At 41.1% G+C, this 25,139-nt stretch carries 24 protein-coding genes; 16 read left to right on the forward strand and 8 right to left on the reverse strand.

Annotation, left to right across the window (positions count from 1 at the left end):
* The first annotated feature begins 49 nt into the window (after positions 1–49).
* The 6 genes from DV702_RS01295 (at position 50) to DV702_RS01320 (ending at position 7,198) form a co-directional block, all read left to right on the forward strand.
* Positions 50–1,360, forward strand: a complete 1,311-nt coding sequence (locus tag DV702_RS01295; RefSeq protein WP_114923086.1) for a glucose-6-phosphate isomerase — start codon at positions 50–52, stop codon at positions 1,358–1,360.
* Positions 1,361–1,408: 48 nt separating this feature from the next.
* Positions 1,409–3,106 carry a phospho-sugar mutase gene (locus DV702_RS01300; RefSeq protein WP_114925795.1) on the forward strand — a complete coding sequence of 566 codons (1,698 nt, stop codon included), beginning with the start codon at positions 1,409–1,411 and terminating at the stop codon, positions 3,104–3,106.
* Positions 3,107–3,137: 31 nt separating this feature from the next.
* Positions 3,138–4,358, forward strand: a complete 1,221-nt coding sequence (fliB, locus tag DV702_RS01305; protein WP_114923087.1) for a flagellin lysine-N-methylase — start codon at positions 3,138–3,140, stop codon at positions 4,356–4,358.
* A 561-nt stretch (positions 4,359–4,919) separates the two neighbouring features.
* Positions 4,920–5,000 carry a hypothetical protein gene (locus tag DV702_RS17305; RefSeq protein WP_371682742.1) on the forward strand — a complete coding sequence of 27 codons (81 nt, stop codon included), beginning with the start codon at positions 4,920–4,922 and terminating at the stop codon, positions 4,998–5,000.
* A gap of 126 nt (positions 5,001–5,126) precedes the next feature.
* Entirely contained in the window at positions 5,127–6,215 is a 1,089-nt protein-coding gene (locus DV702_RS01315) for a DUF2920 family protein (protein WP_114923089.1), read from the forward strand.
* 164 nt (positions 6,216–6,379) lie between these two features.
* Positions 6,380–7,198, forward strand: a complete 819-nt coding sequence (locus tag DV702_RS01320) for a choline kinase family protein (protein WP_162805689.1) — start codon at positions 6,380–6,382, stop codon at positions 7,196–7,198.
* Positions 7,199–7,407: 209 nt separating this feature from the next.
* On the opposite strand, the gene DV702_RS01325 is transcribed toward DV702_RS01320, so the two are convergent.
* On the reverse strand, positions 7,408–8,103 hold the full coding sequence (locus tag DV702_RS01325) for a YjjG family noncanonical pyrimidine nucleotidase (protein ID WP_114923091.1): 696 nt from the start codon (positions 8,101–8,103) through the stop codon (positions 7,408–7,410).
* 113 nt (positions 8,104–8,216) lie between these two features.
* Positions 8,217–8,984 carry a 3-hydroxybutyrate dehydrogenase gene (locus tag DV702_RS01330; RefSeq protein WP_114923092.1) on the reverse strand — a complete coding sequence of 256 codons (768 nt, stop codon included), beginning with the start codon at positions 8,982–8,984 and terminating at the stop codon, positions 8,217–8,219.
* 616 nt (positions 8,985–9,600) lie between these two features.
* On the opposite strand from DV702_RS01330, the gene DV702_RS01335 reads away from it, so the two are divergent.
* Positions 9,601–10,155, forward strand: a complete 555-nt coding sequence (locus DV702_RS01335; protein WP_114923093.1) for a competence protein ComK — start codon at positions 9,601–9,603, stop codon at positions 10,153–10,155.
* A gap of 106 nt (positions 10,156–10,261) precedes the next feature.
* Here DV702_RS01335 and DV702_RS01340 read toward each other — a convergent pair whose 3' ends face one another.
* From DV702_RS01340 to DV702_RS01360, 5 genes are all read right to left on the reverse strand, one after another.
* Positions 10,262–10,756, reverse strand: a complete 495-nt coding sequence (locus DV702_RS01340) for a sigma-70 family RNA polymerase sigma factor (protein WP_114923094.1) — start codon at positions 10,754–10,756, stop codon at positions 10,262–10,264.
* Between the two features lie 269 nt (positions 10,757–11,025).
* The gene (locus tag DV702_RS01345) at positions 11,026–11,310 is read right to left on the reverse strand and encodes a histidine kinase (RefSeq protein WP_114923095.1); all 285 of its coding nucleotides are present in this window, start codon (positions 11,308–11,310) and stop codon (positions 11,026–11,028) included.
* Between the two features lie 107 nt (positions 11,311–11,417).
* Complete coding sequence (locus DV702_RS01350; RefSeq protein WP_114923096.1) at positions 11,418–13,400, reverse strand: methyl-accepting chemotaxis protein; 1,983 nt, start codon at positions 13,398–13,400, stop codon at positions 11,418–11,420.
* 126 nt (positions 13,401–13,526) lie between these two features.
* Positions 13,527–13,691, reverse strand: a complete 165-nt coding sequence (locus DV702_RS01355; RefSeq protein ID WP_114923097.1) for a YjcZ family sporulation protein — start codon at positions 13,689–13,691, stop codon at positions 13,527–13,529.
* Between the two features lie 34 nt (positions 13,692–13,725).
* Positions 13,726–13,842, reverse strand: coding sequence for a YjcZ family sporulation protein (locus DV702_RS01360; protein ID WP_114923098.1), 117 nt, complete (start codon positions 13,840–13,842; stop codon positions 13,726–13,728).
* Positions 13,843–14,068: 226 nt separating this feature from the next.
* Between DV702_RS01360 and DV702_RS16745 the strand changes: the two genes are divergently transcribed.
* Positions 14,069–14,422, forward strand: a complete 354-nt coding sequence (locus tag DV702_RS16745; protein WP_162805690.1) for a hypothetical protein — start codon at positions 14,069–14,071, stop codon at positions 14,420–14,422.
* Here the strand turns inward: DV702_RS16745 and DV702_RS01365 are convergent.
* Positions 14,412–16,379, reverse strand: a complete 1,968-nt coding sequence (locus DV702_RS01365; protein ID WP_205407198.1) for a methyl-accepting chemotaxis protein — start codon at positions 16,377–16,379, stop codon at positions 14,412–14,414. The genes DV702_RS16745 and DV702_RS01365 overlap by 11 nt on opposite strands.
* A 257-nt stretch (positions 16,380–16,636) precedes the next feature.
* Here DV702_RS01365 and flaG point away from each other — a divergent pair, with 257 nt between their 5' ends.
* The 8 genes from flaG to prfB all read left to right on the forward strand — a co-directional run bounded on the left by flaG (position 16,637) and on the right by prfB (position 24,329).
* A complete protein-coding gene (flaG, locus tag DV702_RS01370; RefSeq protein ID WP_114923100.1) occupies positions 16,637–17,011 on the forward strand; it encodes a flagellar protein FlaG in 375 nt (124 codons plus the stop codon).
* A 17-nt stretch (positions 17,012–17,028) separates the two neighbouring features.
* Entirely contained in the window at positions 17,029–18,543 is a 1,515-nt protein-coding gene (locus DV702_RS01375) for a flagellar hook-associated protein 2 (protein ID WP_114923101.1), read from the forward strand.
* A 33-nt stretch (positions 18,544–18,576) separates the two neighbouring features.
* Positions 18,577–18,978, forward strand: coding sequence for a flagellar export chaperone FliS (gene fliS, locus DV702_RS01380; protein WP_114923102.1), 402 nt, complete (start codon positions 18,577–18,579; stop codon positions 18,976–18,978).
* A complete protein-coding gene (locus tag DV702_RS01385) occupies positions 18,975–19,328 on the forward strand; it encodes a flagellar protein FliT (protein ID WP_114923103.1) in 354 nt (117 codons plus the stop codon). The genes fliS and DV702_RS01385 overlap by 4 nt, the downstream gene beginning before the upstream one ends.
* A 67-nt stretch (positions 19,329–19,395) precedes the next feature.
* Positions 19,396–19,767, forward strand: coding sequence for a PilZ domain-containing protein (locus tag DV702_RS01390; RefSeq protein ID WP_114923104.1), 372 nt, complete (start codon positions 19,396–19,398; stop codon positions 19,765–19,767).
* Positions 19,768–19,876: 109 nt separating this feature from the next.
* Entirely contained in the window at positions 19,877–20,437 is a 561-nt protein-coding gene (gene hpf / locus DV702_RS01395; protein ID WP_114923105.1) for a ribosome hibernation-promoting factor, HPF/YfiA family, read from the forward strand.
* Between the two features lie 258 nt (positions 20,438–20,695).
* Complete coding sequence (secA, locus tag DV702_RS01400; RefSeq protein ID WP_114923106.1) at positions 20,696–23,194, forward strand: preprotein translocase subunit SecA; 2,499 nt, start codon at positions 20,696–20,698, stop codon at positions 23,192–23,194.
* A gap of 33 nt (positions 23,195–23,227) precedes the next feature.
* A protein-coding gene (gene prfB / locus DV702_RS01405) for a peptide chain release factor 2 (RefSeq protein ID WP_114925796.1) occupies positions 23,228–24,329 on the forward strand; the annotation gives its coding sequence in 2 pieces (ribosomal slippage) (positions 23,228–23,299 and positions 23,301–24,329; 1,101 coding nt in all).
* Positions 24,330–25,139: the final 810 nt, after the last annotated feature.

Genomic DNA, 25,139 nt, shown 5'->3' on the forward strand with positions numbered 1-25,139 from the left:
TATATAAAACATCACGTAATCTAACGGAATGAAGGGATTTGGATGCACTATGAAACAGTTAAAACTAGATCTTTCATTAGTAGAGACCTTTTTACAACTAGATGAAATTCCTTCTTTTAGCGAAAAAGTACTAGCTACCCACCACTATATGCTAGAGGGGGCTACTAGCAAAAATCAGTTGCTTGGCTGGCATAATTATCCGATGAAGGATCATCGGGGATTACTGTCTGCGATAAATGAATTGGCGACAGAAGTGAAGTTGCAAGCGAATCTTTGTGTAGTAATTGGGGTAGGAGGTTCGTTTCTTGGAGCTCGTGCCGTGCAGGAAGCGTTAACTCCTTATTTTGGCGTGCATGAAAATGGCGTAGAAGTCGTATATGCGGGACAGAATATGAGCGGTCCCTATTTGAAGCAATTACTTCGCTTTATGGATACGCGAGAAGTCTATGTCAATGTAATTTCAAAGTCGGGTACAACGATGGAACCTGCGCTTGCGTTTCGTGTGATGGAAGAGTATATGATTGCGCGCTATGGTGAGGAAGCGAAACAGCGAGTCATTGTGACAACTGATGCTGTGAAAGGTGCGTTGCGTGAAACAGCTGAGAAAAAAGGCTATCGGACGTTTTCAATTGAGGAGACGATTGGTGGTCGGTACTCGGCTTTGACAGCTGTTGGATTATTTCCATTAGCGGTAGCGGGTATGGATATTTCTGCGCTGTTGGATGGAGCAAGGCAAGCTGCGCTAGAGTTGACTTCACCGCAGTTACACGATAATGATGCCTATCGCTACGCAGTGATCCGCCACATTTTACATAAAAAAGGCTTTGACGTAGAGTTATTAGCATCTTACGAACCGGGACTTGCTTCTTTCCATGAATGGTGGAAACAGTTATTTGGGGAAAGTGAAGGCAAGGAACAGAAAGGAATATTCCCTTCTTCGGTAGTGTTTTCCACAGATTTACATGCGATTGGTCAGTATATTCAAGAAGGACGTCGTATTATATTTGAGACGTTGATTCATTTTAACGAGCTAGAATGTGATTTGCCAGTTCCGTATTTGAGTGAAGATACCGATCAGTTGAACTATATAGCTGGGCGTACGTTTAATGAAATTAATCGTTTATCTAAAGAAGGAACAGCTTTAGCTCACCATGAAGGTGGCGTACCGATCATTCAAATGGAGCTGGCTAGACTGGATGAATATCATATAGGGTACTTGATTTATTTCTTTATGAAGGCTTGCGCGATGAGTGCGTATTTACTGGAAGTCGATCCGTTTGACCAACCAGGTGTAGATGCTTATAAACAGAAGATGCTGGACTTGTTGAAAGCGCCAGTTGTGACGCATGGAGGGAAGTAAGTGAATACGTATAAAGAACGTTTTGAAAAGTGGAACGCATGTGAAAATATGCCGGAAAATTTACAGCTTGATCTGCAAGCGATTGCAAATGATTCTAAAGAAATTGAAGAACGTTTTTATCAATATCTTTCGTTTGGAACAGGTGGAATGCGAGGGATTCTTGGCGCTGGAACGAACCGCATGAATGTGTTTACGATTCGAAGAGTAGCTGAAGGGTTAGCTTTATATTTTGCTTCTATTGGAGAAGACGCCAAGAAGCGTGGAGTAGCGATTGCTTATGATACACGACACTTTTCACGGGAATTTGCGGAAGAGACAGCGAAAGTTCTAGGCAAGCACGGAATTGTGACGTATGTATTTGATGAAAGTCGTCCGACACCGGAATTGTCATTTGCGGTGCGCCATTTGGGTGCTTTTGCGGGGGTAGTCATTACCGCTAGTCATAATCCGAAGCAATATAACGGTTTTAAAGTGTATGGAGCTGATGGCGGGCAGTTGACCCCTGACGCAGCACGTACTATTACGAATTATATGAAAGAAATTGCAGATGAATTACTTCTTGAAGCAACAGACTTGGATTCACTAATAGAGCAAGGGATTTGTCGTTTCGTGTTGACAGAAATTGATCGTGCGTATCAAGAGAAGTTACTTTCTCTGCGTGAACATACGAATGTATTGGAGGAGTTGAAAGTAGTCTATTCTCCACTTCATGGCTCGGGACTGAAACCTATGCAAGACGGATTGAAAGCATTTGGTTGCCATAACGTCTGGATCGTAGAGGAGCAAGCGATACAGGATGGTAGCTTCCCGACAGTTGCCTATCCGAATCCAGAAGAAAGAGAAGCTTTTCAATTAGCTATTGCGTTAGGTGAAAAAAAGGATGCTGATTTGCTGATGGCAACGGATCCCGATGCTGATCGACTAGGGATTGCAGTGAAGACGAATGCAGGATATGAGTTATTGACGGGAAATCAGTTAGGTGCGTTGCTGTTGCACTATTTACTTGAAAGCAAGCAGTCTAAACATACGCTACCTGAAAACGGTGTGTTGTTGAAGACGATCGTGACGTCAGAACTAGGTCGTGCAATTGCTGTGAAGTATGGTGTAGAAACTGTGGATACATTGACAGGATTTAAATACATTGCAGAGAAGATCGAGGAGTATGATCAAACGAAAGAGCATACTTTTTTATTTGGTTATGAAGAAAGTTACGGCTATTTAATCGGTGATTTTGTGCGAGATAAAGATGCGGTACAGACCGCTTTAGTGACAGCGGAAATGGCTGGATATTATAAGAAGCGCGGACTGTCTTTACGTGAGGCGCTGGAGCAGTTGTATAGAGAATTTGGCTACTATAAAGAAGCGTTGCAGTCGATTACACTAGAAGGGAAGTCTGGTCAGGAAAAGATTATGAGTGTACTGAGTAATTTCCGCACTCATCCGCCCTCTTCAATTGCAGGAGTAGCTGTGACTACTGTGGAAGATTATGAAACAGGTATTTCATATGATGCGTCTGGTAGGAAGTCAAAACTGCGATTACCTAAAGAGAATGTTTTGAAATGGTTACTTGAAGATGGTTCATGGGTTTGTGTACGGCCTTCAGGGACAGAACCTAAGTGTAAGTTTTATTTTGGAGTAGTTCGTAAAGACGCGGTTGAAGCGCAAAATGTTCTGGATTCACTGCAGTTTGACTTGATAGAAAAAGTAGAGAATCTCCTAGACACGCTGAAGTTTTCTACATTATAAATCATACAATATACAGTAAAGGTGTGAAAACATGAGCGGTAAAAATAGAGACATTATTTATCCGGACTACATAGCTGAATTTGCATGTATCGGCTCGGCGTGTGAAGATACTTGTTGCGCTGGCTGGTTCGTGTCAGTGGACAAGGCGACGTATAAGAAATATCGGAACGTCAAAGATCCTGTCATGAAAAAGATGCTCAATGAAAACGTCAAAAGACATCGGTCGAAAGAAACAGAAGAAGAGTATGCGAAGATCAAGCTCGATGCAGAGGATAAGTGCACGTTATTAGATGAAGAACATTTATGTACGATTCATAAAGAATTGGGTTCTGAATTTCTGTCGAATACTTGTGCAATGTACCCACGTCTATTGAACAGTGTGGCTGGAGTCGTGGAGAAAAGTGCTACGCTATCCTGTCCCGAAGCAGCGCGTCTTATTTTGCTGAATCCGAATGGAATCCAATTTACGCAAGATCAGGAATCAGCTGATACGAGAGGGTTTGTAAAAAAAAGTCAGATGACTCCTCATCAGCAAAAGATTTTTTGGGATGTGCGGATTTTTATTATACAAGTAGTACAGTATAGGAAACTATCGATGGAAGACCGCTTGATCATCGTTGGTTTATTCCTTAGCCGGCTTGAGAAATTGTCGATAGATGAAAGAGAACAAAAATTACAAAGTATCATTACTGAGTTTACCGAACAAATGGGAGATGGTAGTTTATCAGCTTCTATTAAACAAATCCCAACAAATATTCCGTTCCAGATCAGTCTGTGTAAAAACTTGATTGAATTCCGTTCAAGTACGACTATCAAAAGCGATCGCTATAATGAGTGCATGAATGATATGGTGAGTGGTTTTGGTATGAACAGTGGAATAAGTGACACGGAAGTATTGAAGAACTATGAAGTATCCTTGAGAGACTATTATGGACCATTTATGGATAAGCATGAATATATTTTAGAAAATTATGTTGTGAATCATGTATTTTCTAAGCTTTTTCCATTTGATAAAAAATCTATGATGGACAGTTTTCTTATGCTTGTGATCAACTTTGCGTTAGTAAAATTACATCTGATCGGCATGGCGAAATATCACGAAGGATTGACGGAAGAGTTAGTGATTAAGTTGTTCCAGTCGATTGCAAAGACGATAGATCATAATAATGCATACTTGCATACTGTTGAAAAAATGATTAAGCAGAATGGGTATGAAACGCTTGCTCATATGGCAGTGTTGGTGCGGAGTTAGTTTTGTGTTGATTTGTGATATATAATGGCGTGTAGAAAAATTGTATTCAATTGGTAAAGAGTTTTGACAAAGGTTGAAGCTCTTTTTTTATTGCCAACTTTTCATCATCTCAAAGTCAATGTAAATAATATAATAAGAAGCACTCAATTTGCTATTCATTTGTAATTTCAAAAATGGTACTATTAGATTACTGCTTATTCATGTCAATATTACTATGCAGTTTTTATTTTCACTGCAGGCGAAAGGTACCTGTGCGAAAGACTAACATGAATATTAGAATAATCATGTTAGTTTAAACAATCATGAAAGTTTGGCACACAGGTACTCAAAAACGATACCTAAACAGCTAGGAGCTTCACAATCGGGCTAGCATTTTTATATGATTCAATTAGATTCAAGCGTAATAAAGAAAAAGAGAAGGCAAGTACTTGATGAGATGCGCACGACTAATATAGGTGTGCATGTGCATTATATCGTGGTTTTTTGGCTTCCTTACTATAAAAAGTTGGATATGAAATAGGTTTGTGTTCGGTGGCGCAGCAGTGGTGTGAAGATGCGCTTATGTTGCCGAGTCATCCGCAGTTGACTAATGAAGATGTGAAGTATATTGTTTATACATTTGCCGATGTGTTGTACGACTAGTACACTACGAATTGATGATATTAGAAATGTATATGAATGCCTTCCACCAAACTAACAGATTTAGCCAATAAAAGTTTATACAATAGCAATGTAGATAAAAAATACTATAGGCTCGGAGGAAATATCATGTCAGAAAATCAAACAGTTAACATTGCTGCACATCCATCGATATATAATGGATCTACTGGCAGAGAGCTACGTATAGACTTCTCGCTGCCCTCATCAGGTACAAATGAACAGACAGGGATACTATTACTGGTGCCAGGCTTCGGAGGAAATATCGATTCAAAGGTATATAAAAAGATGCGCGAGCAATTCGCTGATAAATTTAATTTAGTGACAGTCCAATGTGCATTCTTTGGAGATCAATTTATGCAAGGAGCGGAAAACTTTACTCTTGATAATATTGATGCCTATATTCAAGAATATTTAACAAGAGAAGAAAAAGAAATTGTTTCTAAAGATACCAATCAACTGATGCGTTTTTTGTCTAAGCAGCAAATAACATTACCGGTTAAGGCAAAGATAGATGAAACTGAAGACATATTTAATGATATGGGAATTATGCAGGCAATCGATTTAATCACTAGTTTAGAAGCGGTGAAGATTCTTCTTGAAGGAAATGGCTTAGCTTATAACAGTGATAAAATTATGGGTTACGGACATTCGCACGGAGCTTATTTACTGCATTTAGTGAATCGCCTATCGCCGAATTTACTAACTAATATAATTGATAATTCTGGTTGGATTGAGCCTGCTTATTTAACGTCGAATCGTTACCTTTTTCAAAATATTGGAGAAATGACACTTCAATTAGAATTCGATTATTTAGCGAAAAGAATACTGAGCAGCGATTATTCATTTAACTTAAGTGATCTTTATGATGGATTTGACAACCAAGCGAAAATTGTCGTCTTTCAAGGAACGAATGATAATTTAATTGATCACTATCAAAAAGAGCAAATTGTTAAAACGATTCCTCATGCGAGATTAGTATTGGTTAGTGAAGAACAAGTGGATGGAGAAGTTTTTAAATCGAATACACATGGTCTAAATGCTGATTTTTTAAATATGTTTCAATTAGCATATAAAGAATTTAGTACAGAAGAGGTGAAAAGGAAATACACAGATAATACACTTGTTAAGATAGGCAACAGAGAAATAAAGGTTAATTATTCACAAGGTTTACCTATATTTTCTGTAAGTTTTAAATGATAGTCACACACTTCTTTAGAGCTGTCTTCACGAATGCCGACCGCAATATATATTTGAGTCATTGTTATGAGCCTACACTAAATAATTTAATATAAAGCTAAAGTCGTTTAGCAGCCAAGTATGCTAAAATAACGTTACATTATAAAAAAACAGAGGTGCATAAATTGTTCCCAATTGAAGAACTAACGTACATAAAAAGACTTGGCGGCCTGACGAATCTGAACTTCCTCGTTGCGCACAAAGGAAAAAAGTATGTTTTGCGTTTTCCAGCGCATGAACTCGAAACGATTATTGATCGTCAGCATGAAAAAGACAATCAAGAAATTGCAGCTGAAATCGGTGTCACGGTGCGGAATGTCGTGTTTACTACTGATGGCATTAAAATGACGCCTTATTATGAAGCGACAGCGGATTTGACGCGGGAGATGTTTGTGACGCCGGAGTATTTAGAGAAAGTGGCGGCTGTGTTGTTTACGCTTCATTCGTCAACTCGAGAGTTTACGAATCGTTTTGATTATTGGGATGAGGTGGAGAAGTACAAGCGGACGTTGTCAGAACTTCCTTCGCTTTATGTGTTGCTGGAGGAGCGGGTACGGAAGTTGATGGAAGGGGAGCGGCAAGAGTATGTACCGTGCCATATGGATTCGGTGACGGGCAATTTTATACATAATGATGCGAGAGAGTTGCTGCTGATTGATTGGGAGTATAGCGCAAACTATTTGCCAGAGTGGGATTTAGCAGCGTTTATTTTGGAGCGTGAGTTGAGTGAGTCGGAGGAACAACAGCTACTCGATTTTTACGGTTTGCCGGAATCTGCGAAACAGTCACTTGATTTGCAAAAGATTAAAACAGACTTTCTTTGGTCGTTGTGGTCGCTCGTAAAAGAACAGGAAGATCCGTCGCTTGAAACGTATACGGCGAAGCGGACGGAGCGATTGCTGGAGAATTTGGAGCAGTATTATAGTTTGTATGGGCATGAGTGATTGTGCTCGTATTGAGGTCAGCTAATACATTTTTTAACGAAACAAACTATTAAGGAATGCAAGAGTTGCTGGGATAATCCTTGTCCCTAGAATTAATATGATTGTAAGAAATATAGATGAACATATTCCGTCATATTGCGAGCACCACGCATTAAGTGCGAAAAAGGAAGCATCCTCCAATCAAGTGGATCGGGATGCTTCCTTTTGTATTAGTGTTTGACTAGCGATCGACCTACTGCAAATTCTTTCCACGAATGAATTTCATACGTTGGTTGAACCCCCGTAGTATTTTCTTTCCGCTGCGGATTAAACCAACACGTATCAATTCCCGCATTGTTCCCGCCTTGTATATCAGATGTCAAAGAATCGCCAATCATGAGCACACGCGAACGATCAGTGACGCTGAGTTGCTTGAGAGCATAGTCGAATATTTCTGCTTGCGGTTTCTTGAAGCCAGTCTCTTCTGAAGCAATGATGGCTTCGAATGTATTATGAAGAGGGGAGCCTGCGATACGAGCTTGTTGTGCGACTGTAAAACCATTTGTTAAAATAGCGAGTCGATACTCTGCTAGTCCTGCAAGCACCTCTTCTACACCATCAATCAGATGGGATTCATGACCGAGATTTTCGATATACAGTTCTCCGAAACGTAGCGGATCAATGGGCAGATCATATTGTTCGAACAAACGGCGGAAGCGTTCAGCTTTTAGTTCTTCCAATGTGATTTCTCCCTTTTCTAGTTGATCCCAAATAATCGTGCTGATGGCGCGGTAGCTATCGCGGTACGTTGCTAGTCCGTCGGGTAAGTCAAATGTAGCAAACGTTTTACCAAGTGCGTTTTTTTCCGTCTCGGCAAAATCGAATAATGTATCGTCTAAATCAAATAATAATAAATCATATGTCATTACGTAAGACTCCTTTTTTACTAAGTAATATTAGTATAACATGTATAAGTGGATAAATAGAACTATTTAAACTGATTTGTTAAAAGGATATTACGTTATAAACAGGTTCATGATTACTGCGCTGTATATCCACCGTCTAGCACGACAGCCTGCCCCGTAATTCCTTTTGCACTGTCACTCGCTAAATACAATGCCAAATCCGCGACTTCTTTAACGTCCAGCAAACGCTTTTGTGGGACTAACGGATAAATAATCTCTTCTAAAACTGATTCAACTGCCACTCTGCGCACATTTGCTAATTCTTCAAACTGATTCCGCACTAGCGGAGTATCTACGTATCCGGGACAAATCGCATTGACTGTGATGCCGTCTGTTGCGGTTTCGAGCGCCGCCACTTTTGTCAATCCGATAAGACCATGTTTTGATGAATTATATGCAGCTTTTCCAGCGAATCCAATCAATCCATTGATCGAAGCCATGTTCAAGATTCGGCCGAATTTTTGTGTTCTCATATGGGGTAATACTAATTTTGTCGTGATGAAAGGAGCGGTCAACATAATTTTTACGAGTTGTTCAAACTTTTCGGTGGAGAAATCTTCGAGTGCCGCCACATGCTGCATCCCCGCATTATTGATCAAAATATCGATTCTTCCAAAATGAGCAATCGTTTCATCGATCGCTTGTTGAATCGCTTGTTCTTTCGTGACATCACAAGCCAGACCGATTGCACTGCCGCCTATTGTGCTAGCTGATTCCTTCACTTTTTCTTCATTGATATCCGTTAACACGATGTGTGCGCCTGCTTGTGCGAATGCTTTGGCAATCTCATAGCCAATTCCGCGGGCAGCACCTGTAATGAATACTACTTTTTCTTTCACCATATTGCCATCCCCTTTATCTTTTCTATTGATAGCTAGTATGTAACTTAGTAATAAGTATTTAGATTAGACTGTATGAATGTGAAAATCTAGTAATTTGATCTATAACGATAAATGAATGATGATTGTTGTCCGTATGTAGTAGGCGAGTGAACGTGTCATTCACCGAGCTTACTACTAGCTATTTTGCTTAGATCTGATCGTATTTACTGAATAGAGAGTGGATCATGAGATAGTCTATTCGACATTATTCGGGATTATTTACTGTAAAGTCAGAATAGTGTAAATTAATGTAGACGAAACAATAAACGTGGGGTATACTAGTCACAATGGCAGGGTACTGAATATTCATATAACATCATGATGGACAGCGAGTTTGAGTGAAATGAACTAACGTTATATTGATAACGGAAGGTTCTTTTGGCTCAAATTTCTTTTGATGCGTCTGAAAGGAGGTGAGCGTAGATTGAATGAAAAGGCAAAAGAAAAAAGTCTCCGAGTAAAAGAAGTCAGGGCAGACTCACTCAGAGACATACGGCTAGGTATGACTAACCTTTATTTAGTATACCCTTTTTTTGCCGGTTTTCAACTGATCGACAAATAAAAGGGAGATGAACGTATGAGAATGTTGGAAGAAGGAGTTATTACGCCTAGTACGAGTGTGATTTATCCGAATTACGATGAGAACGGGAAGCTGGGTGCAGTTGTGCTATGCAATGGGAAATTGGTGCGAGTGCATATGAGTCCAACGAATATTGTTGATGCAAGTCTTCGCTACTATGGATCGAGTTTACGTGGAGGAGTCGATGGAGCGAAGACGGTTTTTGGTGACATTAGTATGTCGCCAGTTGTAGTAAGCGAGATGCTTGATCTATATTTGTTTCCTAGTAAATCACCTTCAAGCGATGATTGTGTGTGGTTTGTTTTGGCTAATGTTTATACGTATAAGAGTATTGGGAAGGATCGTACGAAAGTAATTTTGCATGACGGCACATCATTTACTATTTTCAGTAGTTACTTTTCTTTCACTAATAAGTATCAACGAGCCTGTATGTTGAAAAATATATTGGAAGCTCGAACCGCTCAAATGAAACTTGAGCCGCCACTTCATTCAGTTTCTTTCGTTATTGATAAGGATAGAACAAAGCGCAACTACGAAGTGTCTGACGAGTAGTTGTACAAAGTGAACGAATTAGTTACAAGCATCGCCTCGCCCTTGAATTAGTAGAGGGAGGCGATGTTTTTTAATGATTAGGCAACAGTTGCAGAAGTTATTTTTATCATTCTATCGACTGTAAAAGATGATCTTTTAGTCGTTTAAGTATGCGTTCCCGTCGCTTTTTGATACCTGGAACAGTGATGCCGAAATGCTTGGCACATTCCGTCTGCGTTTTATTTTCGACGTATAGCATGATGAGTAGTTGCCGCTGTTCGAGTGGTAATGATTTAATGGCAGCATGTAAACCGTAGACATCCTCTTCTTCCCAGTCTAGCGTATGCCCAGCTAGTACTTCCATAGTATTAGTTTCGACAGGTGTTTGTGCTTCATTAACACGAGTTTCACTTTTTAGTTCGTCTAATAATGCACCATAAATCGAACGGTAAGCAAAAGGGGTGAAGTTTCCTTTCGTCTCGTCAAACCGATTCCACGCTTGCCAAAGAGCGATTCGTCCAATTTGACGAAAGTGCTCAAACTCACGATAAATAGATAATTTTCGAATGACAGCTGAAATCATAGGTTCATATTGCTTCAATACGTCTTCAAAGTTTTCCATAAAAGCAACCTCTTCAGGCCGTGCACGACACATTGTATTCCTAGGTGTCTCTATCATAGAAAAAGTGAAGCGGGTTATCGAATCGTCATTTTTGAATACTACCTAATGTGAATAGTAAGTATGGAGAAGGGATACGTGCAGTTTACTAATAGGAAACGTGAGGAATATAGTAATTAAAAAATCAAGAGGTAAAAAAAGCGTTCCCCATAAACGGCGGAACGCTTTTCGTTATGTTGGAAACTATGTTTGAGGATCGTACCTGTTCGGGATTAGTGTATGCGTTTAAGCATCGCTTCTTGTTCGATGGAACGTGAGGAGGGAACGTCGAAGATTGCATATTGCTTGTTTTGCTTTTCGGTTAATTGTATTACGTGTTCATTCGTTTCTAAAACGGCTTGCTTGATTTGACTTTGTTCCTCTGTAAGGACTTGAATATCTAGTTTCATGCTCTCCTGACCTTGTTTTAGTGCCTGAATGTCCAGTTTCATATCCGTGATGTCTTTCTTTATGCCGCTTACCTCAGATAAAATTTCACGCAGTAATGCTTCACTCATTTTTTCACCTCCTGTTTATAAAAGCTATTATACCATGAAAGCTCGTCTAGTAATGGAATGAAAAGAGAAAAGAACTTGCCGCATGACAAGTTCTTTTCCACTGATAGTTATACTTTGAACTGTTCAATTACATTGGACAGTTTTTCGCTTAACTCAGTTAATGTTTCGGCTGCTTCTGTTACCGACTGAATTGCGCGTAGTTGTTCTTCTGATGATGCGCTCACTTCTTCGCAAGCTGCTGCCGTTTCTTCAGCAGTGGCAGACATCGTTTGGATTGTCAACGTCACATCGTCTTTATGGGTCGCGACTAACTGAATGTCTTTTGTCACAGTGTGAATCGATTCTTGCATGACGTCCATTAAAGAAGATAATTCATCGAACGTTTTTTCTGTATCTTCTACAACGAAGCCCTGGTCACGGAATGTGTCAATCGTTTCTTTCATTTGTTCTGATACGATTCGTGATTCTTCTTGGAGCTCTTCAATCGTAATCTTGACATCGTCTGTCGCTCTAGCGGATTGCTCTGCAAGTGTCCGAACCTCGTCTGCTACGACAGCAAAGCCTTTTCCGTGTTCTCCTGCTCTTGCTGCTTCGATGCTAGCGTTTAGTGCAAGTAAATTCGTTTGTTTAGAAATATTCATGATCGTTTCCATTACACTGCCGATCGCTTGCACTTTTTCACCTAATGAATGAATATCCGTTGTCATGGCCTGAAGGGTTTTTCCAGTGGAACTAAATGAACTCTTCAATGCATTCATCTTTTCTTTACCATCTGTGTTTTGCACACCTGTTTTTGTGGCAATTTCCAACATGGCCGTTGCTTTTTCGCGAATATCATTGATTTCTTTGCCTAACAGATCTGTACGTTCTGTAACTGTCTCCGCATCTTCGGCAGATTTGGCTGCACCTTGCGCGATTTCTCCGACAGCTTGTGCGACTTCTGTACTCGAAGCACTCGTTTCTTCGGATACGGCACTTAGGCTTTCAGAATTGGCTCTGACGTTATCAGCAGACGTATTGACGACTGTTATAATGTCGTTCATATTTTGTACCATATGATTGAAATCTTGTGACAGTTCTCCAATTTCATCGGTGCTTGTATTTGTGGAGCGTACAGTTAAGTCGCCGCCTGATACTTTTGCCATAAGCTCCTTCACTGTTTGAAGAGGTTTGATCATTCGGCTGATTGCGATATATAGACCGACAAATGTGATCACTAACGTAATAAGAGCGATTATCACCATTGATTTGCGTAGAGAACTTGCTAATTTATTTAGCTTCTTTTCTTCATAAACAGCTCCCACTTTCCAGTTAAAGTCTGGAAGTGTCGTATAAATATTACGCTTATCAATACCATTCTCATCCGTGTACGTGATGACTCCACTATCTGCTTCATACATTTTTTTAAAGTGCGGAATGTCCATCACATCTTTTCCAACTCTAGTAGGGTGAGCAATGGCAAGTCCTTCTGCATCAATTAAAATTGGATAGCCGCCAAATCCAAGATCTCGACTACTTATTTCATCTGTCAATGCTTTTAACGTAATATCAAGCCCGACAACTCCTGCTAGTTGACCATTTTTTGTAATCGCTTTTGAAGCGGTCAAGACGAATTCTTTCGTCGTGTGATCTAGATACGGTTCGGTCCAGTGAACTTCATCAGGGTTTTCTATTGCTTGTATGTACCAAGGTCGGATCGTTGGATCATAATCTGTTAAATCGGTCTCAGGTCTCATAACAGATTCCTTCGACGGCAATGAATAGAAAACGGAAGATGAACTAGGATATATGTCCAAGAAGCTTTGTAATCTGTTTTCTAGTTCTTTTTCTGTAACCTCAGTACCAGTTATTCCTGTAAATCTGTTGATCGTACTTGTGGTAGACAACAACTCTAAGCCGCGTTCGTATTTATCCAAAAAATGAAAAATACCAAAGCTCATTTCATTAATGATGGCATTACTGGAATCGATAGCGACTTCAGTAGATTGTTTTTTTGCTTGATCACTCGTCATCAGCATAATGATAGAAATACCGATGATGAATAAAACGACAGCAACTAAGATGATTTTTGTCTTAATCGATTTCAACAACTAGGTGTCAACTCCTTATGTAAATTTTCCTACATAGGTAGTATCGGTTAGAAATGAATTTTGTTCATTCGATTTTGCTGAAAAAGAGAAAAACCTGTCGAAAGTTGCCGACAGGTTTCGTGTACGTTACAGACAGGCTGCCCCTACAATAATAAGTAGGATAAAAAGAACGACAATTAGTGCGAATGCGCTTCCTGTTCCACAGTTAGCTGTGGAGCCAGGTCTAGAACCTCCGTAATTGCCGCAACCAGCAGGGGAGTAACCGCCACCATATCCGCCAAAACCAAACATGTTGTCACCTCCGTTCTATTGTATGATGGAAAAATTAACAGCCGTATCCCATAAACCCTGCACCGACAATGATCAATAAAATGAAAAGAACGACGATCATTGCAAAACCGAAGCCGCCGTTTTGGTTTGTGTAACCTACTGATTCGCCCATATTGATTTCACCTCCAAATGTGGAACTACCCTTATACTATGCAGGAATTTCATAAATGCCTTGGCTCTATGAAAAAAACAAAAAACTCCGCCTGCTCCCATAAGGAGAGGCGGAGACACTGACAATTGAGCTACAATACATTTTGAAATTTTGAAAATTAATTACTAACAGCAATACGAAAAGCGTAGTCGCGCTCATAGAAGTGTCGTGTCCGCTCATAGCAAGCGTGTTCGGGCTCATAGAATGGTCGCATCCGCTCATAGCAAGCGTAGTCGCGCTCATAGAACGGTCGTGTCCGCTCATAGCAAGCGTGTCCGCGCTCATAGAATGGTCTCAACCGCTCATAGCAAGCGTGTTCGCGCTCATAGAACGGTCGCATCCGCTCATAGCAAGCGTGTTCGCGCTCATAGAATGGCCTCAACCGCTCATAGCAAGCGTAGTCGCGCTCATAGAAGTGTCGCATCCGCTCATAGCAAGTGTGTTCGCGCTCATAGAATGGCCTCAACCGCTCATAGCAAGCGTGTCCGCGCTCATAGAAGTGTCGTGTCCGCTCATAGCACCTCGTACACTTACAATTTAAAACGCTCAACTGCTATGCTGAGGTCTTCACTCAGTTGTGTGAGTGATTCTGCAGCCTCTGCTACGGTACTGATGGCGTGCACTTGCTCATCTGTAGAGGCACTAACTTCTTCACAAGAAGCAGCGGACTCTTCTGTAGTTGCGAGCAACAGCTGAATTTGTTCAGAGACATCATTTTTGTAGACGTCCATTTCTTGTAATCCGTTCGTTACGCTGTGGATACGGGTTTGCATTTCACCGATAAAGCCGGAAATTTTCTCAAAAATTCCTTCCGTGTCATGCACTACGTTACTTTGATTTTCAAATGTTTCGCGTGTACCTGCCATTTGTGAAATGACTTGCTGTGTACCGTCTTGAAGTTCATGAATCGTCGAGCGGACTTGTTCGGCGGAACGTGCAGATTGTTCAGCTAGCTGACGTACTTCATCCGCCACTACCGCAAAGCCTTTGCCGTGTTCGCCTGCTCTTGCGGCTTCGATGCTGGCATTAAGCGCCAATAAGTTCGTTTGAGAAGAAATGGCGGTAATGGCATCGATGACGGAACTAATGGCTTGTACTTTCGATTCAAGCGTTTTAATCATTCCCCCCATTTGCTGTAGGTCATGATTCCATGTGTTAAATGAATTGTGTAACATTCCCATTTGTGTACGGCCTTCTGCATTGACTGACACAGCTTCTGTCGCGAGTTGGGCCATTTCACCGGCTACTTCATTCGTCGTATGAATTTGCTGATTGAGTAAATCGGCGCGTGCGGTGACAATTTCTGCGTTTTCTGCTGATTTGGAAGCCCCTTGTGTAATATCTTGTAACGCATGGGCGATTTCTAAACTGGTAGCGCTTGTTTCTTCAGAGACAGCACTTAAATTTTGGGAGCTGGCCAGCACATTCGACGCCGAGTGATTGACGGTTGTGATTAATTCATTCATTTGCTCAATCATCTGATCAAAGCCTCTGCCAAGTTCGCCGATTTCATCAGAGGAATGGATATTGGCGCGTGTCGTTAAGTCGCCATTTGCCACTTCTTGAACGGCATCTTGTAAACGGAAAATAGGTTTGAGTAATTTGCTTATAAATACGAATAATACGATGGCTAAAATCCCCAATGTTGCAACAGCAGCGATCAGCATGACGTTTCGTAAGCCGTTTGCTAATGCCTGCATGTTCTTTTCTTCATAAATGACCCCAAGTTTCCAATCGAAAGTAGGAAGAGTAGTGAACATATCTACTTTTTTCTTCCCATCTTGTGTAAACGTGTGGTGGCCGCTGACGTCGTTATACATTTCTGCCACGTAGTCTCGGTCCATGATGTTTTCACCGATTAATGAAGGGTGTGCGATAGCCGTTCCTTCGTCGTCCAAAATGAAGGCATACCCGTCATAAGGAATATCAATGGCAGATATTTCAGAAGACAAAGTAGACAATTGAATATCAAGACCTGCCACGGCGACGAGCGTGTCGTCTTTAGTGACAGCTTTTGCGGCGCTAATGACAAAGTTTCCTGTTGCTACATCTACATAAGGTTTTGTCCAATGTACTTGAGTAGGTTCTGCTACTGCTTTTTGAAACCATTCACGTGCCGTTGGATCAAAATCAGTTAAGTCCACATACGGTCTAATCGTGATCGTCTTTGATTCGAATGCCAAATACGCACTTGATACATCCGGATAAGTGGAAAGAGTGTTGGAAAGAGCACTTACTACTTCAGCTTGGCCGGTAGTAGATGTCGCATTTAGGAAGTTTTCTGATTCAGTTAGGATTTCCAGTCCTTTACTGTATTGTTTCAACTCTGACTCGATAGATGAACTCATTTCACTAAGCAGTGTATTACTCGACTCGATGATGTTTTCTTCCGTTCGTTCCTTCACAAGCCAGCTGCTGAAAAGGGTCATTGTTAAAATACCGCCGCTGACAAGTAATAGAACGAGAAGAATGATTTTCGTCTTGATGGATTGAAACATAGTCATTTCTACTCCTTTAATATTCTATTTGGTACTTATAATACACTACTTTCGACTTGGCGAGTGTTACAATTTTCATGGTTTTTTATTATGCGGCCATTTCGACAGTATTATTCCAACCGTAATTTTCGATATGTTCATAGTTTATAAAGATGTGGACGATAATAGGGAAGAAATTCTTGCGTTCGACTTAACAACCCGAATTCCTATCCGATACTATAAGTAACGAATGTTCATTGAAGACAGGGGGTTCCATTATGGTCAGCCGAATAGGCAATGGATCCGCGCCACAACCAGTGCAAACATCATATGATAATGCGCCCATTGCAAACGAGAGGGCAGTAGTTGAAGTGCAACCGGTCAAAGAGTCAGTGCAACAATCTTCGCAAGAAACACCATATGAACTTACGAAACATGAAGCAAAGCAGTTAACAGAAGGATTGAATACTTTTTTAGAAAGTGTCAACGTTCAGCTGCGGTTTCAATATCATGATAAGCTACATGAATACTACGTAACGATCGTGGATTCAGAAACCGATGAGGTAGTACGTGAAATCCCGCCAAAGAAGTTATTGGATATGCACGCAGCGATGAAAGACTTCATCGGCTTATTGGTAGACCATAAAATTTGATAAAGGTGTGAGGTATAATGAGAATCGGTGGAATCGTGTCAGGTATGGATACGGAGTCGATTATTAGAGATATGATGAAAGCGCATCGACTTCCGCTTGATAAAATTACGCAAAAGAAACAATATACGCAGTGGATGCTAGATGATTATCGCTCAACGAACCGTGACTTGCGAAAATCGGGGGATAAGCTGTTTGATACAGTGATGAAACAAGGAACGTACTTGCAGAAAAATGTTACAGTTTCCGATGAAAAAGCCGCGAGTATTACATCTAAAACGTCGGCATCAGATTTTTCAGGTACACTTGAAATTGAGCAACTTGCATCGCAGGCTACTTTCCAAAGTGGTTCACTCACTACTGGCACTCCAGCAGCCACTATTACTGACGATGAAGCGAAGACTAAAACTCTCGCAGAGTTAAACATTTTCACTAGTACTGAAGGTCAAACATTAACGATCACGGCGCCTGGCAAAGAAGCAAGGGAAATTACGATTAAATCAACCGACACGTTAAATTCGGTCTTAGATCAAATCAACGAAAAAACCGGAGTGAGTGCATTTTACGATTCCGGAACCGGGAAAATTGCTATGAGTGCGAAGGATAGCGGAGCCGGTGAAATTACCATTGCTGGCACTGGTACGATTGCACAGGATTTAAAGTTAGACGCAAGCGCTTCTGGTACTGCAAAATCAGTCGAAGGAACGGATGCAAAATTTACATTTAATGGTTTAGAAACGACTCGCTCTTCTAACACGTTCACAATAAACGGTTTTGAAGTGTCTTTAAAAGCTAAAACGACTGCTCCTGTCACATTCAGTTCTTCTACAAATGTCGACAAAATTGTAGATTCGGTTACGCAATTCGTCAACGACTACAACGAAATGATCGAAAAACTGAACGGCAAAGTCAAAGAAAAGCAGTTTAAGTCTTTCCATCCTCTTTCTGATGCTGAAAAGGCGGACATGAAAGAGAAGGAAATTGAATTATGGGAAGAGAAAGCGAAAAGTGGTACGATGCGAAATGATCCAGCCCTTTCTACGATGCTTTCTAATTTACGAACCATCATGTCTAAAGCAGTCGAAACAACAGATAAAGACGGAAATAAGATCAATATTAGCTTAAAAGATTTAGGAATTGAAACAACGAAAAACTATTTAGATAACGGGAAACTGACGATAAACGAAGATAAGCTTCGCGAGAAAATTGCGGAAAATCCAAACGCTGTTTACGATTTGATAGGTCGCGGTAATGACGATCCGAAAAAAGCGGGTATCGCCCATGAATATCGTAACGAGTTGACGACGGCTCAAAAGAAAATATCCGAAAAAGCCGGAAGTTCTACCGCGCTTAACGACAGTTTTGCGTTAGGTCGTTCGATGAAGAGCATGGATAAGCAAATTGCGCGTTTTGAGCAAAGGCTAGAAATGATGGAAAATCGTTATTGGAAGCAATTTAATGCGATGGAAACAGCGATTCAACGTGCGAATGCACAATCGGCACAGTTAATGAGTTCACTTGGCGGCGGAATGTAATAAAATTTTGTTTCGAGAAGGAGAATGACAACAATGGCTATTAACAATCCTTATGAAAAATACCAAAACAATACGGTGACAACTTCAACGCCAGGAGAATTGACACTGATGCTATATAATGGGTGTTTGAAATTTATTCAGCAAGGAAAAAAAGCATTAGAAGAAGGAAATATTGAAGCGAAAAATGTTGCGATTCAAAAAGCGCAAGCGATTGTGACAGAGTTGATGCTGACTTTGGACACATCGTATCCTGTTTCAGAAAATATGTTGGTTTTATATGAATTCGTCAACAGTCGTTTGATCGATGGTAATATTAAAAATGATCCAGCTCTTTTTGATGAGGCGGCGGGAATCATTACTGAATTCCGCGATACGTGGAAGCAAGTGATTCAATTAAACCGTACGAAACAATATGCCAACGTGAGTGAAATATGATTCGCCCTGCGATGACTGTGTGGCATGAACGTTCGCTTCAACTCATTGCGCTGACAAATGAAGTGGAAGAAGCGAAACGGGAGGAAGTAATTGAGCAAATCGAAAAGATTCTAGATGAACGTGATTTGTTGCAATCGCAAATTTCCCAACCTTTCACAGCTGCAGAACAGGAAGCTGGAAAAGAATTAATAGAGCTTGAAAAACAAGTTCAATTAAACTTGGCACGTTTCATGAAGACGATTCGCGCAAATATTACTCAGTCTCAGTCTAAAAAAGAAAACATCAATAATTATACAAACCCTTATGGGAATATGATGCAAGACGGTGCGTATTACGATACAAAGCATTAAAAACCGGAAGAGAGCATATCTCTCCCGGTTTTTTACATACTATAAAAGGGTAAAAGGATGAATAGGGATGCGTTATAATCGTCACGACTATTTTAGGTATCAATTTGAACCCCATCTTCCGGCAACTTTTCGTTTGCAGTTAAATAACGAAGAGAAAAAATTGTCGAATGAAGGGCAATGTGAAATTTTAGATATTAGTACAGGGGGGGCAAAGTTTTTTGCGTTTTTTGATTTGCCCGTGCGCTCTGAAAAGCTTGCCTTGCAATTAATATTTACAATTCATGAACATGTATTTGAAATTATAGGAAATGTCGCTTGGAAAAAGGCGGACGAACGAGGGTTTCACTACGGCTTTGACTTTGACGAAGGGCAACAAGTGGATGCCATTATCATTGATGAACTGAAGCATTATACTCGAAAAATGAAGGAAGCAGAATAAACTTTAAGATTCCGTCGAAGTTTCGGCAAATTTCTTACGTTTCATGAAGGGATTTAAGGGTACTATGAAGAAGTATAGTAGTGAAGGTGTAAATAAAGGAGGAGTTCATATGTTAGATTTCAATATCCGCGGTGAAAACGTCGAGGTTACTCCAGCAATTAGAGAGTACGTCGAAAAGAAAATTGATAAACTTGAACGGTATTTTACTGAAAGTACAAACGCTACAGCACATGTAAACTTGAAAGTGTATAGCGACAAACAAACAAAAGTGGAAGTTACTATTCCAATGAAGAATTTGACTCTACGTGCGGAGGAACGCCACAATGATATGTATGCGGCTGTTGACTTGATCGTCGATAAGCTTGAGCGTCAAATTCGTAAATATAAAACACGTGTCAATCGCAAATCTCGCGAACGTGAAGGCGTAGCCGCATACTTTGCAAATGTGGAAGATGCAAACAACAACGTACAAGAGGTTGAAGATGACAACGAATTCAACGTAGTACGTACAAAGCAGTTCGATCTGAAGCCAATGGATCAAGAAGAAGCCATTCTTCAAATGAACATGCTAGGTCACAACTTCTTCATCTTCACTGATGCTGAATCTGATGGCACAAATATTGTGTACAAACGTAAAGACGGCAAATACGGCCTGATCGAAACTAACTAATTAAAATGTAATGAACCAAGCCCGGCAACTTTGGGCTTGGTTTTTAATTTGTTGCGCGTAGTAATTTGAATGTAGCGAAACATCATCTCTTCTGAGCGTCATGTAAAACTCCTACCATTTGCACCTAGCTTTTTACAATGTTAAAATGAAGTGTGAATCAAAAGTAACCGATAGAAGATAAACGTTTGACATTTGATGAAAGTAATACAACTGGTAGGTGTTCCTACTAATTGATGAAGCTATGAGGATGTGACATAAATGCTTGGCGTATTGAATAAAATGTTTGATCCGAATAAACGTGACTTAAAACGTCTAGAAAAAATTGCGGACCAAGTAGAAATGTTGGCTGCTGACATGGAAAAGCTGTCAGATGAACAGTTGACCGAAAAGACTGAAGAGTTTAAAGAACGTTACCAACAAGGGGAAACCATTGATGACTTGCAAGTGGAAGCATTTGCGGTTGTACGTGAAGCAGCTCGACGCGTATTGGGACTGTATCCATTCCGCGTACAAATTATGGGTGCCGCTGCATTAAACGAAGGAAATATCGCAGAGATGAAAACCGGTGAGGGGAAGACGCTGACTTCTACACTTGCCGTTTATTTGAATGCGCTGACTTCAAAAGGTGTGCACGTCGTAACGGTCAACGAATACTTGGCTAGTCGTGACGCTGAAGAAATGGGTAAATTGTATGAGTTCTTAGGGATGAAAGTCGGTCTGAACTTAAACAGCTTAAGCAAAGAAGAAAAGCGAGAAGCATATGAAGCAGACGTGACATACAGTACGAATAACGAACTTGGTTTCGACTATTTGCGTGACAACATGGTACTTTACAACGAACATAAAGTTCAACGTCCTCTTCACTATGCCGTCATTGACGAGGTAGACTCCATTTTAGTCGATGAAGCACGAACACCGCTTATTATTTCCGGGCAAGCAGCTAAAGCGCAAGAACTCTATCGTTTGGCGAATCGTTTCGTCATTACGCTAAAAAAAGACGAAGACTATTCATATGAGGAATCGACTAAAGGTGTGGTACTAACAGAGTCTGGTATTGAAGCAGCTGAAAAAGCGTTCAGTATTGACAACTTATTTGATCTCCAGCACGTTACGCTTAACCATGCGATCAATCAGTCGTTAAAAGCGCATGTCAGTATGCATAATGACGTAGACTATGTTGTCGAAGAAGGAGAGGTAGTCATCGTCGACTCCTTCACGGGACGTTTGATGAAAGGCCGCCGGTACAGTGACGGACTCCACCAAGCAATTGAAGCGAAGGAAGGTCTGGAAGTTCAGAACGAGTCGATGACATTGGCGACAATTACGTTCCAGAACTATTTCCGTATGTATGAAAAATTGGCAGGAATGACGGGTACAGCGAAGACGGAAGAAGAAGAGTTCCGTAATATTTACAATATGAACGTTATTGCTATCCCTACTAATAAACCGATTGCGCGTGATGACCGTCCCGATTTGATCTATGCATCGATGGACGGTAAGTATAAAGCAGTCGCTGAAGATATAAAAGAACGTCATGAAAAAGGCCAGCCTGTTCTAGTCGGTACGGTAGCGATTGAGACGTCAGAAATCATTTCTGCTTTCTTGAAGAAATATGGTATTCCCCATAACGTCTTAAACGCGAAGAACCACGAGAGTGAAGCAGAAATCATTCAGGACGCAGGTAAAAAAGGTGCCGTGACAATCGCTACGAATATGGCAGGTCGCGGTACGGACATTAAGCTCGGCGATCATATCCAAGACGTTGGCGGGCTTGCGGTAATTGGTACGGAACGTCATGAATCTAGACGTATTGATAACCAGTTGCGAGGTCGTTCAGGGCGTCAGGGAGACCCTGGGATTACACAATTTTATTTGTCTCTTGAAGATGAGTTGATGCGTCGTTTTGGATCGGAACAAATGAAGTCTATGATGACGAAGCTCGGAATGGATGACGAAACACCGATTCAATCGAAAATGGTTTCTCGTTCTGTAGAGTCTGCTCAAAAACGGGTAGAGGGGAATAACTTTGATTCGCGGAAGCGTCTGTTACAATATGATGATGTATTGAGACAGCAACGTGAAGTAATTTATAAAGAACGTAATGAAGTGCTAAGTTCTGAAAACATTCGTCCGATTTTAGAAGGGATGCTCGATACGGTAATCGAACGTGTCGTTGCGCTTCACGTAGAGGATAATAAAGTTCATACTAAAGGATTGAAAGACTACCTAGAAGCAAATTTACTGCCGGAAGATTCAGTAACGGTTGAAGATTTGGAAGAAAAAACTTCAGAAGAATTACAATCATTTATACACGAATTAGTCATTGCGCGCTATAATGAAAAAGAACAAGAAATGTCCGAAGAGCGTATGCGTGAATTTGAGAAAGTCGTTCTATTGCGTGCGATTGATACGAAGTGGATGGATCACATCGATGCGATGGATCAACTGCGTAACGGAATTCATCTTCGTGCATATGGACAGAACGACCCGCTTCGTGAATACCAAGCGGAAGGATTTGCGATGTTTGAAGATATGCTGATGTCTATCGAAAATGATGCGACGAAGTATGTGATGAAAGCTGAAATCCGCAATAATTTAGAACGTGAAGAAGTAGCGAAAGGGCAAGCGAATAATCCAAAAGAAGACGGCGAACCTGTACGTAAAAAGCCGATTCGTCGTTCGGTCAACATTGGCCGCAATGATCCTTGTCCATGTGGCAGCGGGAAGAAGTACAAAAACTGCCACGGCAAAGCATAACGAGAAACAACCACTCAGGAGGAAACAATTATGATGGAATTATCCGATGTTCGGAACGAGCTTGACAAAACAGCTAAGAAATTAGCGGACTTTAGGGGGTCTCTTTGACTTAGAAAACAAAGAGGCTAGTATGCAAGAATTGGATGAAATGATGTTGGAACCTGGATTTTGGGATGACCAAGATGCCGCCCAAAAAGTCATTTCAGAATCCAACGCACTTAAAGACATTGTCGGGGAATACAATAGTTTGAATGACGAACAAGAAAATTTGGAAATGACGCTTGAGCTGCTGCGTGAAGAAGCAGACGAAGAGTTACAAGAAGAACTTATTTCCGAACTAAAAGAGTTTAAAGGACGAATGGATAAATTCGATCTGCAAATGTTGTTAAGCGATGAATTCGATAAAAACAACGCAGTATTAGAAATACATTCAGGTGCAGGCGGAACAGAGTCTCAAGACTGGGCGTCTATGTTGCTTCGTATGTATACTCGCTGGGCTGAACATCATGGCTTTAAAGTCGAAACACTCGACTACCAGGCAGGTGATGAAGCAGGAGTTAAATCTGTGACACTTGGCATCAAAGGACATAACGCATATGGTTATTTGAAAGCGGAGAAGGGTGTCCACCGTTTAGTGCGGATCTCGCCATTTGATTCTTCAGGTAGACGCCATACTTCTTTCTCTTCTATTGAAGTGATGCCGGAATTTGATGGCGATATTGATTTGGATCTTCGCATGGAAGATATTAAAATCGATACGTATCGTTCGAGCGGTGCGGGCGGACAGCACGTCAACACGACGGATTCTGCTGTTCGTATGACGCATATTCCGACGGGTGCGATCGTTACGTGTCAAACGGAGCGTTCGCAGATTAAAAACCGGGAGCGTGCGATGAATTTATTGAAGGCTAAAATTTATCAGATCCGTGTGGAAGAAGAGGAAGCCCGCTTAGCGGATATTCGTGGGGAGCAGAAGGAAATTGGATGGGGTAGCCAAATCCGTTCATATGTATTCCATCCATATTCTATGGTGAAGGATCACCGTACGAATGAGGAGACGGGGAATGTTGGTTCGGTGATGGATGGCGAGATCGATCCGTTCATTAATGCTTATTTGCGTTCACGTATTTCTTAAAGGTATGTAGTGATTGATTGTGGTGACTATAAGATCGTGCATAGCTAAGTTTTTTACTTAGTCTTGCGCGATCTTTTTTTGTTTCTAAGCGCGTTTGGCTTGTCTACTACGTTGCGTGCTTTTATGAAAATAGAAGATGAGAAGGAAGGAGGCTGACATAAAGTGTCATGCCGCTTGCGCTTCCAGACGATACGCTTTCCGGAGGGGACGCGGTGGACCCGTCAAGCACTGCGGGTTACGCCTGTCAGTGCAAAGATGTGCTCCTTCTTGCTACGCTTCACTCGAAAAAGCCGTCCTTCGCCACGGCTTTCCCTGAACCTCCCGTAGTCGATTGTCTGTAAGCCGCAAGCTGTACTTAGTGTGTGCAAGACAGTTTGTAGGTGGTGAAATCCAAGTAGAGTTGTCTGATACAATCTGACCGTTTTTGAAATTAGAAAGTAGCGAAGTGTTGCTAGCTACTATGACTGTTTCGATGGACTGAGTAAAAAAAAGAAATGACTCTATATGCACTCAATCAGGCAATCCATAGCTCCACCCACACTGTTCAGGAAGCAGAACTTACCATACTTAACTTCTGGACGAACATCAACTGACATCCCGACAAAAACTCAAGGATTCTCCCGGAAGAACCGGCGACTCCTGGAGGATCAGTGTGACAGGCGTAATCGCCAACGCACTTCTGGCGAGTCCGCCGCGCACCCTCAGGAAAGCGTCCGGTTCTGTAGGGAGAATCCTAGCACGTACCCCTATTTTCTGCACTAAAATAGAAGGATCACTTACCCCACTCTAAAAAACTTACGAAAAAGATGT

Source organism: Sporosarcina sp. PTS2304 (assembly GCF_003351785.1).
In the GTDB taxonomy this organism is placed as follows: domain Bacteria; phylum Bacillota; class Bacilli; order Bacillales_A; family Planococcaceae; genus Sporosarcina.